Genomic DNA, 15,411 nt, shown 5'->3' with positions numbered 1-15,411 from the left:
CGGGGGCTTATTGCCACAGGTGAACAATTCGTTGCCGGCGGTCGAGATGCAATGACACCAATCGAGGTTGATTTTGCTGTTGTCGGCAACAGTCCGCTGGCGCTTTTACTCGCCGCCCTGCTGGCAGGTACTCACAAGCAAAAAATTGTTCTGATCGGCCAACCACCATCGCCATTTTCGCTGGCTGGCGGGTTGGCGCTGTCGGTCGCGCCGCTGACCCGGCCCGAAACCTGGTCGATGCTGGCAGCCTGTGTGCCCGAAACTGAAAAGCTGATTGCCCATCTTGGCGGCAAGGCGGCCCTGCTGCGTGCCGATCCAATGTTTTTGGCCAATAGTGCCAGCGGCGTGCAGGCCCTGTCCCATATTCGCCATATGGCGCATGGGTTCGGCCATCCGGTCGAGCGGGTGAGCAGTGGCGAGGTGAACGGACAGGCCATCCGGTGGCGTGACGCTCTCTGGCTCAATCAAGTCACGCTAACCTCGGCCCTTTTGGAATGGCTCGACGACAACAAGATATCGCAGCACCAGACCGCAACACTGGCCACGCGGCGCGATGGAAAGGGGCGCGCGGTATTCAACGCCGGCGAGCATCAGATTGCCGCCCGCAACGCCGTTCTCGCCGATGACGGGGCGATTGTGGCAAATTTGGCGCCTGCGGTGCTGCAATCACGCTTCAACAGGGCAACCGGCACCAGTATCCTGACTGAACCGACAACGCCGCTGGCAGCTACGGTCATGGTTCAGATTGATAGCGGCGTCCAACTGAGCCAAGGTGCCGCCGGGGGGATAGCGGCCACGTCGCCCCTCGCCCCGGATCGGGCCCTGCCCCAGTTGGCGGGCCTTTTGAAGCCGCATCGCCATTTACGCCTCGCGGGTCAGGACCAGTTCACCCATCTGGCGACTCGCCATGGGGCGCCGCTCGTTGGTACCTTGACGCCGTCGGGTCCGACCATATTGGCGGGGCTCGGCCTGGTCGCCCCGTTCCTGGCACCAGCACTCGCCCGCTACCTCGTCGGACAGGCCAGTATCGGCGAATCCACTTATTTCGCCGACCGCGGCGTCGGTGCGGGTCCCCACATTGGCGACTATAGCGCGGTCGTTGCGGCATGAAGCGTCAGATTTACCGCCTCGCCGCATCATCATCCCACCCGTTGACGGGCACTGCCATTGTGCGCAACACGCCGTTGAGCCTTTCGGCTCGATGGTCGCCTGATCAATGGTTTTTCTGGTGACAGCGTTTTAAGCGCCTTGCTGGCCAATGGCATTGATACGCTGGGCACGCATCGCGGCCATCCCATTGGCCTGACACAAAGGCTGGCGCCTGCCGCCATTGAAACAGCGCTCGTCGACGAGCCGGGCCACGCCATCCCGATTTCGCGGCTTCCGGCCACCAATGGCGCCAATTACCAGTTGATCGGCAGTTATCGACGCGCCGGGCCGGTCGGGCGGGTTGCCACCATGGTCGGGCGGGCACCAACATCGCTGGGCTTCAATCTGGACGAGCCGCGCTCGATGCCACCGACATGGCTCGACGCGCCGCACGGGGGGCGCAGCGACGTTGATCTCGTGGTTATCGGTGGTGGCCTTGCCGGCATGAGCGCGGCTGTTGCCGCCGCCAAGCGCGGTAACAGCGTCGTTTTGGTCGAGCGTCAGGGGTGGCTTGGTGGCACCGCCGAACTGTTCGGCACCATCGACGGTGAACCGACGCCTGCTGAAAGCGCCGCCCGGCTGGGCAAAGCCATTGCCGAGCATGCCAACATTACCGTCTTGCTGCGCGCCGAAGTCGTACTTTTGCGTCCCGGACGGGTTTTGGTGCATCACGTGGAAACGGCGGGCGCGCGGCCACGCGGCAAATTGCTGGCGGTGACCAGCAAGCGGTTCATTCTGGCCACCGGCGCCGTTGAGCGCCTGCCATTGTTCAGCGGCAATCGGCTGCCCGGCGTCACCGGTGCCCTCGAAGCCTTCTGGCGCGGTCGGCATTATGGAATATGGGCGGGTAATTCGGCAGTTCTGGCGAGCGTGACCAGTGCGCCCTATCGCCTGGCGATGATGGCCAGCGACGCGGGCATTACCATAAAGCGGCTGGTGGACAATCGGCTGAACCCCCAATCGCGTTTCATCGAATTTGCCAAGGCCTACGGTATGACCCAGGTTGCCGGTTCCGCCCCTGTTCGTGCCGAGCCCAGCAGTTCGCGCACCGAGCGGCTGACCATCAACCTGGCGCTGGCGCTTGAGGGGATGGAACAGCATGTTACGCCCCACCAATGCGACCAGTTGGTGGTGTGCGGGGGATGGCAGCCGGATCTGGCGCTATGGCACGGCGTTGGTGGTGCCAGCCACTGGAGCCGGGACAAGCATCGGTTGGAAGCGCTCGGCGGACCGGACCATATCGTTCTGGCGGGGGCTGCTGCTGGCTGGGTCAGCAAGCATGCCTGCCTGCACAGCGGCACGGACGCGGCCAATCAACTGTTTTCGCGCAAGCGCAAGCCTGTGGTGGAGCGCGTCATTGACCCGATCTACGAAACAGCCGACGGGCCAACGCCGGTGACGCGACCCAATGCCGCTGCCGGCGCACCCGCCTATCTTGATGGTGGCAGCAGCCTGATCGGCATACAGGGCGCCGAGCGCCGCCGCCTGCTTTTTGCCCGGCCGACGCCCTGGTCGCTGGCCGACCAACCCCAGGCACTCGAGGTCGGCGATGTTGCCGCCGGGGTGCAGATCGGGGACATACCGTTTGACCAGGCGGGAATTATCGCGCAGGCCCGCTCGGTCGCCATTGCCGAACTGGATCACTTCGCGCCACAAAAAGCATCTGAGCGACCGGCCCGCGATATGCCGCCTATGGTACCTGACTTTTTGCATGGGCGATTTGGCCGCAGTGCACAATTGTGGCGATTGACACTGGTCGAGACGCGCGCCCTGGATCCCGGTTCGCTGATATTTGCCAATTCAGACCAAACCGACCCGCATCAGGCCATTGGCGTGATCGTTGGTGCCGACAATGGGCGGCCTGTCGGCTTGATCCGGGCTATCTCGGCGGTCGAAGGTGTTGGGGTGAGCGTGCGCGAAATTGATCGCCCCGTTGCGGCCCGGCTCGCCGAACCCTATCGCAGCACGAGTTCAGCCGCGCCGCTCCGCGCTGAGGCGGGCGCGTCGTAACGTATCGGCATATTGGCGATTAAAGCGCACCTCGGCCATCTTGATTCCGACCTCCAGACGCCGAGCCGTCATCACATCGTCGGGGTTGTGGCGCAGCGCGTCAAGATTTCGGTTCAAATGCAGTTCGAGGGTTTCGCCCGCGTGGCTCCATGCCTGATCAAGCAGGGCATTGAGGGCCAGTGAGTCTCTGCAGTCGCGGATCGTTGCCAGTAGATAAATACCGTTGAGCGCCGCCAGCAAGCGATCATCGTCGAGACGGTCGGCGCCTTCACGTCCCTTACGCATGGTTTGGTTGATGTCGGGCAAAATTTGCTTGAGGCGGGGTTCGATCCTTTCGGAAACATGCTTGGTCATGCTCCCCACCACAATGCCCCATCGGCTGTTGCGGCTCAGTTCGACATAACCGGCGACGGCGCGCACCAACCGATGAAATCGCTCAAGACCACGACAGGTCAGGTCAATATCGGCGAAAGTGCCGACCGGTTTGAGTAAATAGGCCTGGTTCTGGGCGTGTGCCAACAGCGCATCGATGAGCGGGGCAAAGCCCGAACGCTCGACCACCGCTTCCTTGCCACTTCCCAGCAGTCGCACGACGCTCTTGACCATCCGGGAGGGATTGGCAACGTGGCCTACGGCGGCGTGCAGCAACAAGGCTGCGACCGGCGCGTCCTGCAACGGCATGGATTGCAGGGCACCACCGAGTGCTGCGTCGTCGCTCATATCGTTGGTGGCCTGACCGAAGGCCTGCGCCTTGACCAGCAGGGCGCGACAGCGTAACGCATCCATTATGATGGGCAGGCGCTCATAACCTGCCTCGCCGCGCAATTGGGCGATAAGACGGCGCTCTGCCTCGACATTGGCCTTGGCGGCCTGGGCAGCATCACGCATTTTTTTCAGAATTGTCGGCATGAGCGGTTCGAGTTCGCTCATCTCAAGACTATTGTCGGCCGCGCGTTCATAGTCGATCACGTCGGCGCACAGATCGCGCGCGACCCATGTCCAGATGGCCTCTGCCCGCTCCCGGCTGATCGAACCGGCAAAGGTAAACTCGACTGGATCCTCCACCAACACCGCGTCGATCAGGCCCGCAAACGGGCGACCGGGGGCCAAAACTTCATGCCGACGGTGCCGGGGCGTTGATGATTGTGCGCTCGCGAGTGAGTTGGATAATGGCATCGGGACTATTACTACTGGACCAGGCTTGGTCACAGCCTAGTCCCGCAAGGTAAACAATCCGTCTTTGTGGTGCCTCAAATGAGCGCCAGCAGATCACCCCACATTGCCGACGACGCCCCAATTGCCCGTCTGCTCGCGACACGAGGTGCCTTTGCGGACATAATCCTTACCTGAGATCGTGACTGTGTGAGTGAAATCGCGGCAATCGAGATTGTTGACGCGCACATAGGGGCCAACATTGACGACACCGCTTACGCCCTTGTCGCCTTTCCAGGCCCGGGGCGCACCGGGGCGGCCGAACTGCAGCGCATAATATTGAGCGCTGCTGGCCTGCGCCGTGTCGTTGGACGACATCAGCGACAGAGCCGCCGAATCGACAAAACCCGAGCCGACGTTGGTGGTTTGCAGCGCTGCCCGCGTGGTTTGGGCCGGAGTCGGACCCGAAAATACCGGCGCGGTGACTGTCGGTGCCGCGGCAACCGGGGCCTGATAGACGGTGCTGGTGCGGCTCATGCCGGTACACCCGGTTAGTGCCAGGGCCAGCAATGGCAGTGCGAAACGGACTGATGTGTTCATGTGCTCAAATCTCTTGCGGGTCGCTGCTTCTATTTTGGGCATGGGGCTAAATTGAGTCTATGCCTGAGCCTTTGGTCATGCCCCCTAGTCGGGCCGTTGGCAAGCGCAGTTCCACCAATAACCCGCCCAGAGCCGATCGCTTCAACTCAAGACTGCCGCCGTACACATCAACCAGTTCCTTGACAATATCGAGTCCCAATCCGCTGCCCGGCGTTTTCTCGTCGAGCCTGACACCGCGGCGCAACACTTTTTGGGCGTCGGCCTCCGAAAGGCCCGGACCATTATCATCAATCCGCAGCAATAGCAGCGCTCCATTGTCGCCGCGCTCGCTCAAAAGCCGCACGCCAACCTGGCCTTTTGACCATTTGCAGGCATTTTCAAGCAGGTTCCCGGCCATTTCCTCGAGATCGGCCTCATCGCCGCGAAACCAGGGCAGCGAGGCGTCTGGTCGCTGGAAGGCGATGGTACAGTCGGGATGAATTTTGCGCATGACGCGGGTCAGGCGCAGCATGATCATGGTGGCGTCAGATTTCTTGCCGACAATCGAGGTTCGCGCCGCCAATCGCGCCCGTTCGAGGTAGGTCGCGACCATGTTGCTCATCTTGTCGCTCTCGGACAAAACGATCTCGGCCAACCCCGCCTTGTCGTTGCTGGCTTCATTGCGCAATACCGCTATCGGGGTTTTCAGGCCATGGGCCAGATTGCCGACCTGATTGCGCGCGCGCTCGATGATCTGCGCATTGGAGCGCAGCAGTTCGTTGACCTCGTCGGCCAGCGGCGCAATCTCGGTGGGATAGGTGCCGTCTACTGATTCGCTATCGCCCTCGCGGACGCTTTCGATGGCGGCGCGCAACCGTCCGACTGGCCGCAACGCGAAACGGGCGACAATGGCGCTCATGATCGCCAGCATGGCGCCGACCGCGCCCAGAACGATAAAAGCCTGGCCGCGAAAATCGCCGACCAATTGCAAAATTTCGGTAAGACTGCCGCTGACCACGATTTCGTAGCTATTGTCGCCGACGGTCACGGTGCGTTCGACAAGCCTGATCTGGGTGCCGAAAACGTCGTTCAACACTTGGGTGCGAACGCCCGATTGCCCCGCATCGCCTTGCAATATGGGCAGATCGATCCCCACCAGTGATGTCGACAGATTGTAGAGTTCGCCATTGCCGCCCCGGATGGCCCAATACCAGCCCGAGCGTGGCCGGTCGAATCGGGGATCATTGAGCGTGATGCTGGCCGCCCTCGGATCACCAGTTTCCAGTAGCGATCCGGTCAGGCTCTCGACGTGAAATTCCAGTGTTTCGGTCAGGCTGGTGTCGAGTGCCCGCGAATAGAGTTCGGTCAGCAGAAAGCCGGTCGCGACCAGGGCCACCACCAGCCAACCGGCCGATAACCAGAACAATGAAGCGGCGATGGAGCCCTTTTTCATCTAGCGCCCTGCCCGCACCAGTCGGCCAAACTAGTCTTCCGCAATCTGATAGCCCAGGCCACGGACGGTCTGGATACATTCGTCCGGCAGTTTCTTGCGCAGGCGGCCGACAAATACCTCGATGGTATTGCTGTCGCGGTCAAAATCCTGATCATAAAGATGCTCGGTCAGTTCGGTGCGCGAAATGACCTTGCCCTTGTGGTGCATCAAATAGCTGAGCAGGCGCAGTTCGTGGCTGGTCAGCTTGATCGAATGGCCGTCGACGGTCACCTTGCCCGAGCGCGCATCGAGCCGCACGGCACCCGCCACAATCTCATTCGAAGCATGCCCGGCGGCGCGGCGGACCAGCGCCCGGATGCGGGCCAGCACTTCTTCCATGTGAAAGGGCTTGGCTACATAATCGTCAGCGCCTGAATCGATCCCCTGCACCTTGTCGCTCCAGCGGTCGCGTGCCGTAAGGAGCAGGACCGGCATGGATTTTCCCGACCGACGCCATTCTTCGAGAACGCTCAGCCCATCCATTTGCGGCAAGCCGATGTCGAGTACGACGGCGTCATAGGGTTCGGTATCGCCGAGAAAGTGCCCCTCTTCACCGTCAAATGCCACATCAACAGCGTAACCGGCCTCGGTCAGGGCTTCCTTGAGTTGACGATTCAGGTTGGTATCATCTTCGACTACCAGAATACGCATCGGCCATCCCCCAACCGCGCACAGTGCTACTGTGCGCCAAGAACCAAGTTCTGTGCCTGCCCGTCAGGGCTCAACACGCCGATAACATACACTAACTGACCGCCTTGGTCACAGACCTGAACGCTAAGGATTTTCTGGTTACCGTCAATGCCCGCGCTCGCCAAAACGGCGTCGAGCGACATGATCTGGCCAGATGAGACCTGTTCCTGAATGGTGCGCTTGTCCAGGCACGCCCCCTGGGCCATAGCAATAGGGCTGGTGGCAAGCACCAAGCCCACCACCATTAACACGCAGGTCAGAAATTTTGCTATCGGTTTTTCCATGGCGCCAAACTATGTCAGTCTTGCTGAATGGGACATGAATGTGGCGGCGCTGTCAAAGTACCATTTTCATTCATGCACTCCCGGCGGTATTTTTGATGCCGTGGCGCAAGAATATCATTGCCAGCGCCTGCATGATCAGTTGGCCTGCCGAACTGCCATCCATCGCTGGCAGGTCGATGCCCAGAATTTGGGCAATCCCCGCCAGCACCATGATTGCCGCCACAATATAGGTCTTGTAGCCACTCAATAAAGCCATGATGGAACTCCAGATTGTTGTTGAAGGGATTTTGGGGCGCGATTTGGCTGCGGCGGCCAGCGCTGCGGCCTGAACGGTTTTGACCCGACGCGTCCAGCCGACGCCGAAATGGGCAAAGGTTGAGAGGGTTTGCAAAAAAACCAGTCGATCCGCGCACAATTGTCTGACCAGGTTACTGGCGCCCGCTGCCGCGATCTTGTCGTCAATCGCCGCCAATGTCCGCACGCCGATGACGCCATCGGCCACGACACCCAACAAGCGTTGCAGGGTTTTTACCGCTCGGCCCGGTCCGGAATTGATGGCAAAATCAAATAGTGCCAGATCAAGGCCCGGCACCAGCGCATCACCCCGGATCACGTCCCAATAATTGGCACGATAAATCTGTGCCGCTTCGGCACGGCTGAGGCTTTTGACCTCGGTCTTGGCCAAATCGGCCCAGGGACGAATCTGGCGCCACGCCGCCAGCGTCCTGCGAGTAATTCCCCTATTGGTGGCGCCGCCGGGGTCGTTGGGATTATCGACATAGCCGCCCTCCAATTTCAGCACCAGGGCGAGGCAGGTCGCGAAGCGCTCAGCCATAAAACTCTCCTGCACCGAGGTTGCCGGGGCCAAAAACCGGATCGATCTGCGCGATGGCAAACTCGAAATGTTCCGGCACGCTGCCGAAATCGGCAATTTGGTCGGCCTGCGTATAGGTCCATTCGGGCGCGTCGCAGTCGATGGTGCGCCGGGTGACGCCCGCCAGCGAAATGGTCAACCGATAGCGTTCAGGAAGCAGCACCAGAGGCGCGTCCTCGGCGACCCAGCCATTATCATCGGCCCGGCTGCGCCGGACCCAGCGACAGACAATATCGTTATTGTCGGGCTGCTTCAGCGCTTGAAGGTGCACGGGTGCCAGCGGCAACACCACCTCGCGCCGACTGGTGAGGCTAAGCGGCGTGCCGGTCACGTCGGCACTGCCACCATAGACCCGCAGGGCGTGATCGCCTTCTAGCCAGGCACCGCCGACCGGCAAGATGGTCGTCTTTCTATCGAGCATTATGATCCGGCGACCCACCGCAACCGGTCCGATGGCTGCGTCCGTCCCCTGAAGTCCGCGCAATAGCTGGCTCAACTCATAGGTTTGCGGGCTCACCAGTTCGGCGTTGGCAAAGCCGATGACCTCCCAACCGCCAGCATCTGTTTCCACCGCCAGACGATTGCCCCCGGCCAGCACCGTTGTGGGCGCCATTGAGGCCAAATGTCCGGCATAGAGCCTTGACCGAAAGCCTGTTGGCCAAGTCCCAAACCGCCGTTGGCCCGGGGCCAAATGCGTCAAGGGTCACGCCAACGGCGCCGCGGCGAGATAGTTGGGCCAGTTGCACACCGCTGACCGTATCGGCCACGCTAACGGCGCCCGGCCATGGTTCAGCATAAGCGGCAATTGCCAGACGCATTTTTGCCGGATCGCTTGGCACTGGCGGTAATTGGGCGATGGCAACCAGCGGCATTGCCCGCGCCATTGGTGCGGCGCGAGTCTGCGCTGAAACTGCCGCCGTTATGGTGATCCCGCCCGGATTAGGCAGGCTTTTGGCCGTGATCGCCCGTGTACCGCCGTCGCGGGTTTCGGTGACCTGCAACAGCGTGCTGAGAATGCCCGAGAGCGTCAGCATGTCGCCGGTTTCGACGGCGCCGAGCGAGGGCGGCAACACCATGCTTACCGTTTCGATATTCTGGTCAAGATCGGCCAATTGCCGCTCCGCCACCAAGCGCGCACTGGACATGTCCAGCACCAGCGCGCTCGTGTGCCCGAAAAGTGTACCCGCATCGTTGCGCACCGCGCTGACTTCAGCAGTCAGATAATCATGCTCGCGATCTATATAGGTCAGCGCCACCCGACTAACCGCTTCACCCGGATCGGCGCGACGCCGCGATATTGTCGGCCTCTCGGTAACCGCCAGCTTTTCGGGATCGACAATCATGTCCACTTGCACGCGGGCGGGCACAATCTGTAATCCTGTCGCCGCCGAGCGAAGGCTCAAACCGCAAGACTTGAGCACCGGCTCCAGCGCGTCGCGGCAGCTTCCCGCGCCGGTCAGTTGATAGCCCGCAAGAAATGGCCCGCTGACCTCCACGCGGTCCAGCGCCACGCCAAAGTCCTCGGCAATCGCGGTGATCAACTCGTCCGCCGCCACGCCGCCGAGCCGCCCGCTCAACCAGTGGCCGGTGGCATAATTGCCGCCATCGGCCCAAACATCGAGCAAGCCGGGAAATGCCGGATAGGGACGCGCGTCCCATGTCCAGAGATAAAGCCGGTCGATATCGACCATCCCCGCCGGATTATTGGTCGGATCACGCCAGAATGCCTGATGCGCCCGCAGGAACTGTCGCTGCATCAGCGGGTCGGCATTGCCATTGGAAAAATAGGGCAAGCCGCTTTCGGCGCTTTTGGGATCGGCAAATTTATTGGGCTGGTTGGCCCCCTTGTCTACCGCCCCACAGCCCAGTTCGGTAAACCAGATTGGTTTGGACTGCGGCACCCAGGCGGTCGATGACGCCTCGCGCACGCCGCCGGGACGGTCATGGTGCGGCTGGTTCCACCAATTGGCGATGTCCTTGAAACGCCATATCCACGGCTCGCCCGCCCCGTCCGTAATCGGTGTTCTGGTGCCCGACAACCGGTCCGTATCGCTGGCATAATACCAATCATGGCCTTCGCCACCGGTAATATTGTCCCGCAAATAGTTCATCTCATAGATCGAATTGGCCATAGACGCATCAGTGTGCGTCTCGCCATCGCGCCAGTCGGCCAGTGGCATGTAATTATCGATGCCCACGGCGTCGATATTGGCCGAAGCCCAGAGCGGGTCGAGGTGAAAGAATTTTTCGCCCGCAGGTTGATAGCCACTATATTCGGACCAGTCGGCGGCGTAGGTGAGCTTTGGTGCCGACCCCGACAATGGCACGCACATCGGCGGCCAGTGTCGTCAGTGCGGCGACAAATGGAAAACCGTTGCCGGCGCCGCGCAAAGTGGTCATGCCGACCATTTCCGAGCCGATCAGCAGTGCATTGACGCCGCCGGCGGTTGCCGCCAGTTGGGCATAGTGCAACATCATCTGCCGATAGCGCGCCGCAAAGGCCGAGATCTGCGCATCGACGGCACTGGTCTTGTCGGGTGTGCCCGCCCGATCCGGCGACGGGTCGCAGGTGATGCGACCGCGCCAGGGATAGGCCGCCTGCCCTGTCCCGCCCGAATAGGGATCGGCCAGACTATTGTCGTTGGCAATGTCCATCAAAATGATCGGATAAAGCGTAACCGCGATGCCGCGAGACTTGAGATCGGCAATGGCTGCCAACACGGCACTGTCCGAAGGCGTGCCGCCGTAGGCCGCCCCGCCATCGTGGCGCGTGACCACCGGCACTTCGCTTCGCCCCAGCCCCGCAACGCTCCAGGTTATCGCGTCTATGACCCGGCTATTGTCCTCGACCCGTGGCCCGATATTGCAATTGGCGCAGCGCAAATCGTCGCCAAACCATGCCACTACCAACGCGACATGCTCAAGGTTGGGGCAAAGCGCCTGCAGCTGGTCAATCGAGACGCTCCAGTCGCTCTGGCTTGCCAGTAAATGACTATTTTCGCCGCGCGTTTCACCCGGCCCCAACAGTTGTAGTCGGGGCGTTGGATCATAGCCAAATTCGGTGGCGCCGGGGATCACCGTGACCGCCTTGATCATCGGTTCCAGCGCGCCGACAACCCGGCACAACTCGATCGAAAATTGCGGAATGCGATTGCCAAAGCGGCTGAGCGGCAATTGCTCGAATACGATATAGCAGATGCCGCGATAGGCGGGCGCTGCGCCCATGCCCTGCGTGGCCTCGATCAGGCTATCGGGCAATTGATCGTCGCTGCCGTCATAAAATCGAAAGTTCAATCCCGCCGGATCAAGCAATTGACCATCAGCCCAGATGCGACCAAGCAATTGCACCGGACCTTCGCCAAAGGCCACCGCGAAACTGGCGCCCACTTCGTCATCGGTATTTTGATCACCAAATCCCTTGGCACCGCTGCCTGCGGCCTCGAGTAATTCGAGTCTCGCGTGCCCAGATCACATTGCCGCTGACCCGGTTCCAGCCGTAAAGCCGGGGGATCGCTCCGCCTTCGCTTGATCCCTGCAGGCGCACATCGGCGCCCTGGGTTTTTGCCGGTTCACCGCCAAAAAGCGCATTGTCGACGGCGCTGCCTGCCAGCGCGCCCAGCGCCCGGCCGACCGTGGCGCCAATCGGTCCGCCGACCAATCCGCCCACAACCTGTCCAGCCAATGACAAGGCCAGAGTTGCCATCGTGGCCTCCTATCAAAAAGAAAAATCAGTTGTTTGGTGGAAAGTCGAACTGCCCGGCCAGCCGTCTGGCCCAACCCGGCGTCATGTTCGCTTCGATCACGCCAAGCCGCTCCTGGGCATGGATGAATTTTTGCGCGCCCAGCATGATGCCGCAGTGCTTGGGGTACGGTGCATTGTTGAGCCTTGAACAGTACGACCTGCCCCACAGCCAATACCCCGCTGGTCTCGGTGAGCAGGAGCCGCGCTGCCCCCAGGAGCGTTTCGGCGTGGGCATGGTCGCGAATGTCGGCCCTATAGGGCGGCATGGCCATCGGCTCGCTGCCATAAAGGGAACGCCACACGCCGCGCAACAGTCCAAGACAGTCGCAACCAGCCCCCAGTGTTGCACTTTGATGTCGATAGGGCGTGCCCAACCATTGTCGGGCCGCCGCCACCACGAGATCGGGGTTCATCGCACCACCGCCCGCCCGTCCAGCGCATCGCCCTGGCGCGGATAGCGCAGCACATAATCGCTGCCGGGAATGTGCGGAAAACCACGAAAATTGACGCTGTTGTCAAACTTTTGGCCGCAGGTGGCAAAACGCCGGTCGCAACCTGCGTAAAGTGTCAACGCATCGCCAACACTGGCCCAATCGCCCACTGGCGCGGCAAATTCGAGCACTTCGACGCCGCCCAGCCGCTGTTGCGCCCGCACCGCGTCGCGCAAACCGGATCGTTGCCCGGTGGTCCAGACGGCATGACCAAAGTTGAACCAGCCGGGCGCAAAGCTGTTCAATCCGCTCAGCGCCAGTCGAAAACGCCCCTCAATAGCGGCAACATTGGCGTAGCCGCGAAAGGCAGGCACGTCCAGATTAATGCCACATTGATTGTCGCCAAGGCTGGCATTGCAGAGGCGCTGATAGACCCGCCCCTTGATCTGGTTGAGCGCTTGCTGACCCGACCGCAATTCGGCGCGAAACACCCCGTCTTCGCGCACAATCTCGCCAATTGTATCATGCCGCAGCAGATCACGCTGGCTGACATCGCGCCAGTTGACGCGAAAGGTTTCAACCCCCGCACCATCATAGCGCCCCAATGCAATATCGATTTCGGTTATCGCATCGGCATGGAGCACACCCAATATTTCGGCAGTATCGACCTGTGCGCCCAGTTTGGCTGGCACCTCGCTGCCATCAAGCCCATGGGCGGGCACAAAGTCGGTGTCTTCAAACCGCAATATTTGATCGTGGTCGGTAAATCCCAGCACCGTCCCATCGGCTCGCGTCAGGCGCCAACAATAGGCCAAAGTCGTCGCCCCGCTGGCGATATGGGCTGCATAGCCTGCGTCCAGCGTCCTCATGGCATTATCTCCACCAGCGGAATATTGGGTGCCTCGGCGCCGTCAAAGCTGGTCAGTTCGATTTCCAGCCGATCAATATCGAACCGCACCGGCACGTCGAACAGAAATCCGGCAGTAATCACGGCATCGGCACTCGGCGCCGTGGCAAATTCGACAATCCCGGTATCAGCATCAACGAGCCAGCCGCTGGTTGCTTCAACGCCATCCACCGCCACCCGTACGCTGCCCACCACCGGTTTGGTGATCGGGCGTAAAAACGGGTCAAAGCTGGCGCCATATTGCTTGGTCAGTTGAAAATGTGCGGCGCTGCCGTCGCCAGTGCCAATGGTCTGATCCGTCGGCGTAGGCACAGCGGCGCCCGACGAATAATCAAGCCCGTCGCGCCACAGAAAACCGTGAAAGCGCCCGCGCCGTTCTTCAAAAAACGCCAATACCGCCTGCATGTCGGTTCGTGACTTGACGCCGTAACCGGCATTGTAGCGCCGCCGCGAAAGCGCCCAGCGGCTGTTTCGTTCCTCGGCCCCGCTGGCCAGGGTGATGATATCGGTCTTGCGTTCCGGCCCGCCTCGCGCGCCAAGCGCAATGTCGAGCGGAAAGCGCACGGCATGAAAAGCCATGTTGCCCTCAGATCTAACTAGGTTTCAGGAATTGAACGGTTGCTAGTTGCCGCGCGCGCCGCGCTTGACCGCCCGCAGCAACATGGCACTGACATCGGCCTCGCTTTGCACGAAGCTGCGCGCATCGCTGGCAGTCACATTAAAGGTCACATTGACCGCGCCGCCGCCCCCTGCGACGCCGAGACGCCCGTCGCTGCCGCGTTGCAAAGGCATGATGGCCTCGGCCCCGGCCTCGCCCATCAGCCCCAGCCCGCTATTCATCGGAAAATAACTCGGGCTGGCAATCACCCCGCCTTTGGCGAACGGGGTCACTCCACCCAAAACGGGATTGGTGGCGCTAAACAGATTGCCCACCGCATTGCCCACCAGATCACCGAGCGGCTTGATGGCAGCCTTGAGCGCAATGTCGCTAAAAGCGCTGGCGATATCCCCCAAAACGCTCTTGAACGATTTGCCATCGGTCAACGCTCCGCGAAATGCCTTGCTCAACGAGCGCGAAACACCGTCGGCCAGATTGCCGATCCGTTCCAGTTCCACCGAGACATCGCCCAGCTCGCTCCCAAAATTGTCCGGAAACAGATTATCGGCCATCGGGATAAAGCTCCATCAATCGGGTCAGTTCACTACGGACCAATGGGCTCGCACTCGTACGTTGCCCGCCCCGCATGGCTGCAGCAAGTTCGCGCGGCGTCATGGTCCATAGGGCCTCGGGCGACAGTTTGAGCACCCCAAAACCGAACTGCATGACATTGGCCCAGGGAAAGGCGTTCACATCGTTTCTCCAAAGGTGACGCGCAACAGGGCGGCAGCGATTTCGGCGGCGCCCTTGAGCCCCCCTTCAATGCTCATGCGCGCCAGATCATCGTCGGAAATGGCATTACCCGCGCCGCGCAATCCAGCGCCAAGAATGGCAGTCAGATCGCGCGCCGAAATGCGCCCACCCGAAAATCGTTCGGCCAGTCCCACCAGATCACCGGTTTGCAACCGGCCCTCCAGTTCGGCCAGTGCGCCCAACGTCAGGCAAAGCGTTTTGCACTCACCGTCAATTCTTGCTTCAACTTCACCGCGCTGCGGATTTGCCATTTTTTGTGCTCCCCTCTAGTTGTCAGGCGGCGGTGAAGGTCAGTTCGCCCGCACTTTCCAGTGCCAGGTCAAACGTGACTTCCCCGGCGTGATCGCCGGAAAATTCCAGCGCCACAATCTGGAACAGGCCCGCCACCGCGCCGAAATCGGGAATGATCAATTGCCAGTTGCGAATGGTGCCGCCAAAAAACAGCGTGCGGATCATGGCGTCGGAGGCCTGGTCCTTGAAAATGCCGGAGCCGGAAACCGAGGCGCGCTTGACCCCGCCGCCGGCCAGCAATTCACGCCAGCGTCCGGCGCTTTCCTGATCGGTGGTATCGACGGTTGTGGCATTGAAGGCCAGCGCGCGGCTGCGCAATCCCGCCACGGTCAAATAACTGCCCGACCCGGTCTGGTCGAGTTTTAGCAACATGTTTTTCCCGCTTTGGGCCGCCATGTC

The 15,411-nt window shown here is 61.1% G+C and carries 17 protein-coding genes and 2 pseudogenes; 2 read left to right on the top strand and 17 right to left on the bottom strand.

All coding sequences use genetic code 11. The features are described from left to right. Positions 1–51: 51 nt before the first annotated feature. Together PSQ19_RS00570 and PSQ19_RS00565 are read left to right on the top strand one after the other, a co-directional pair. Entirely contained in the window at positions 52–1,110 is a 1,059-nt protein-coding gene (locus tag PSQ19_RS00570) for an FAD-binding oxidoreductase/lyase (RefSeq protein WP_282219171.1), read from the top strand. A gap of 138 nt (positions 1,111–1,248) precedes the next feature. After that, complete coding sequence (locus PSQ19_RS00565) at positions 1,249–3,159, top strand: FAD-dependent oxidoreductase (RefSeq protein ID WP_282219170.1); 1,911 nt, start codon at positions 1,249–1,251, stop codon at positions 3,157–3,159. Here PSQ19_RS00565 and PSQ19_RS00560 read toward each other — a convergent pair. The 17 genes and pseudogenes from PSQ19_RS00560 to PSQ19_RS00485 form a co-directional block, all read right to left on the bottom strand. Next, positions 3,121–4,269, bottom strand: coding sequence for a hypothetical protein (locus PSQ19_RS00560; RefSeq protein WP_282219169.1), 1,149 nt, complete (start codon positions 4,267–4,269; stop codon positions 3,121–3,123). The genes PSQ19_RS00565 and PSQ19_RS00560 overlap by 39 nt on opposite strands. 159 nt (positions 4,270–4,428) lie before the next feature. Continuing rightward, a complete protein-coding gene (locus tag PSQ19_RS00555) occupies positions 4,429–4,911 on the bottom strand; it encodes a hypothetical protein (RefSeq protein ID WP_282219168.1) in 483 nt (160 codons plus the stop codon). A gap of 46 nt (positions 4,912–4,957) precedes the next feature. Next, on the bottom strand, positions 4,958–6,343 hold the full coding sequence (locus tag PSQ19_RS00550; protein WP_282219167.1) for a sensor histidine kinase: 1,386 nt from the start codon (positions 6,341–6,343) through the stop codon (positions 4,958–4,960). Positions 6,344–6,373: 30 nt separating this feature from the next. Further along, the gene (locus PSQ19_RS00545; RefSeq protein WP_282219166.1) at positions 6,374–7,033 is read right to left on the bottom strand and encodes a response regulator transcription factor; all 660 of its coding nucleotides are present in this window, start codon (positions 7,031–7,033) and stop codon (positions 6,374–6,376) included. A gap of 26 nt (positions 7,034–7,059) precedes the next feature. Then, complete coding sequence (locus PSQ19_RS00540) at positions 7,060–7,356, bottom strand: hypothetical protein (protein WP_282219165.1); 297 nt, start codon at positions 7,354–7,356, stop codon at positions 7,060–7,062. A 70-nt stretch (positions 7,357–7,426) separates the two neighbouring features. Beyond that, positions 7,427–8,191: a glycoside hydrolase family 108 protein gene (locus PSQ19_RS00535; protein WP_282219164.1), complete on the bottom strand. Its 765-nt coding sequence runs from the start codon at positions 8,189–8,191 to the stop codon at positions 7,427–7,429. Further along, on the bottom strand, positions 8,184–8,921 hold the full coding sequence (locus tag PSQ19_RS00530) for a GTA baseplate fiber-binding domain-containing protein (protein ID WP_456077521.1): 738 nt from the start codon (positions 8,919–8,921) through the stop codon (positions 8,184–8,186). Before PSQ19_RS00530 ends, PSQ19_RS00535 begins: the two co-directional genes overlap by 8 nt. Positions 8,922–9,261: 340 nt before the next feature. After that, a pseudogene (locus PSQ19_RS00525) lies at positions 9,262–10,563 on the bottom strand (glycoside hydrolase/phage tail family protein); the annotation flags it as partial. Next, on the bottom strand, positions 10,499–11,617 hold the full coding sequence (locus tag PSQ19_RS00520; protein ID WP_282219161.1) for a baseplate megatron protein TIM-barrel domain-containing protein: 1,119 nt from the start codon (positions 11,615–11,617) through the stop codon (positions 10,499–10,501). The gene PSQ19_RS00520 and the pseudogene PSQ19_RS00525, both read right to left, overlap by 65 nt. Before the next feature lie 19 nt (positions 11,618–11,636). Further along, complete coding sequence (locus PSQ19_RS00515) at positions 11,637–11,933, bottom strand: hypothetical protein (protein ID WP_282219160.1); 297 nt, start codon at positions 11,931–11,933, stop codon at positions 11,637–11,639. A gap of 200 nt (positions 11,934–12,133) precedes the next feature. After that, positions 12,134–12,385, bottom strand: a pseudogene (locus PSQ19_RS19605) (peptidase); the annotation flags it as partial. Next, on the bottom strand, positions 12,382–13,272 hold the full coding sequence (locus PSQ19_RS00510; RefSeq protein ID WP_282219159.1) for a DUF2163 domain-containing protein: 891 nt from the start codon (positions 13,270–13,272) through the stop codon (positions 12,382–12,384). The gene PSQ19_RS00510 and the pseudogene PSQ19_RS19605, both read right to left, overlap by 4 nt. Then, entirely contained in the window at positions 13,269–13,889 is a 621-nt protein-coding gene (locus tag PSQ19_RS00505; RefSeq protein ID WP_282219158.1) for a DUF2460 domain-containing protein, read from the bottom strand. The genes PSQ19_RS00510 and PSQ19_RS00505 overlap by 4 nt, the downstream gene beginning before the upstream one ends. A 42-nt stretch (positions 13,890–13,931) precedes the next feature. Beyond that, a complete protein-coding gene (locus PSQ19_RS00500; RefSeq protein ID WP_282219157.1) occupies positions 13,932–14,480 on the bottom strand; it encodes a phage tail tape measure protein in 549 nt (182 codons plus the stop codon). After that, positions 14,470–14,661, bottom strand: coding sequence for a rcc01693 family protein (locus PSQ19_RS00495; protein ID WP_282219156.1), 192 nt, complete (start codon positions 14,659–14,661; stop codon positions 14,470–14,472). Before PSQ19_RS00495 ends, PSQ19_RS00500 begins: the two co-directional genes overlap by 11 nt. Continuing rightward, a complete protein-coding gene (locus PSQ19_RS00490; RefSeq protein ID WP_282219155.1) occupies positions 14,658–14,972 on the bottom strand; it encodes a gene transfer agent family protein in 315 nt (104 codons plus the stop codon). Before PSQ19_RS00490 ends, PSQ19_RS00495 begins: the two co-directional genes overlap by 4 nt. Before the next feature lie 22 nt (positions 14,973–14,994). After that, positions 14,995–15,408 carry a phage major tail protein, TP901-1 family gene (locus PSQ19_RS00485; RefSeq protein ID WP_282219154.1) on the bottom strand — a complete coding sequence of 138 codons (414 nt, stop codon included), beginning with the start codon at positions 15,406–15,408 and terminating at the stop codon, positions 14,995–14,997. Between the last annotated feature and the right edge of the window lie 3 nt (positions 15,409–15,411).

It is taken from the genome of Devosia algicola, assembly GCF_028816455.1.
Classification (GTDB): domain Bacteria; phylum Pseudomonadota; class Alphaproteobacteria; order Rhizobiales; family Devosiaceae; genus Devosia; species Devosia algicola.
Note: the sequence above shows the minus strand (reverse complement) of the source record. Positions and strands in the feature narration are given on the sequence as shown.

What these genes read in the sequence shown, in the direction of transcription:
- PSQ19_RS00570 (WP_282219171.1), top strand. Translation starts at nt 52, where the DNA reads ATGACACCAATCGAGGTTGATTTTGCTGTTGTCGGCAACAGTCCGCTG.
- PSQ19_RS00555 (WP_282219168.1), bottom strand. Translation starts at nt 4,911, where the DNA reads ATGAACACATCAGTCCGTTTCGCACTGCCATTGCTGGCCCTGGCACTA.
- PSQ19_RS00550 (WP_282219167.1), bottom strand. Translation starts at nt 6,343, where the DNA reads ATGAAAAAGGGCTCCATCGCCGCTTCATTGTTCTGGTTATCGGCCGGT.
- PSQ19_RS00545 (WP_282219166.1), bottom strand. Translation starts at nt 7,033, where the DNA reads ATGCGTATTCTGGTAGTCGAAGATGATACCAACCTGAATCGTCAACTC.
- PSQ19_RS00540 (WP_282219165.1), bottom strand. Translation starts at nt 7,356, where the DNA reads ATGGAAAAACCGATAGCAAAATTTCTGACCTGCGTGTTAATGGTGGTG.
- PSQ19_RS00535 (WP_282219164.1), bottom strand. Translation starts at nt 8,191, where the DNA reads ATGGCTGAGCGCTTCGCGACCTGCCTCGCCCTGGTGCTGAAATTGGAG.
- PSQ19_RS00515 (WP_282219160.1), bottom strand. Translation starts at nt 11,933, where the DNA reads ATGGCAACTCTGGCCTTGTCATTGGCTGGACAGGTTGTGGGCGGATTG.
- PSQ19_RS00510 (WP_282219159.1), bottom strand. Translation starts at nt 13,272, where the DNA reads ATGAGGACGCTGGACGCAGGCTATGCAGCCCATATCGCCAGCGGGGCG.
- PSQ19_RS00505 (WP_282219158.1), bottom strand. Translation starts at nt 13,889, where the DNA reads ATGGCTTTTCATGCCGTGCGCTTTCCGCTCGACATTGCGCTTGGCGCG.
- PSQ19_RS00500 (WP_282219157.1), bottom strand. Translation starts at nt 14,480, where the DNA reads ATGGCCGATAATCTGTTTCCGGACAATTTTGGGAGCGAGCTGGGCGAT.
- PSQ19_RS00490 (WP_282219155.1), bottom strand. Translation starts at nt 14,972, where the DNA reads ATGGCAAATCCGCAGCGCGGTGAAGTTGAAGCAAGAATTGACGGTGAG.
- PSQ19_RS00485 (WP_282219154.1), bottom strand. Translation starts at nt 15,408, where the DNA reads ATGGCGGCCCAAAGCGGGAAAAACATGTTGCTAAAACTCGACCAGACC.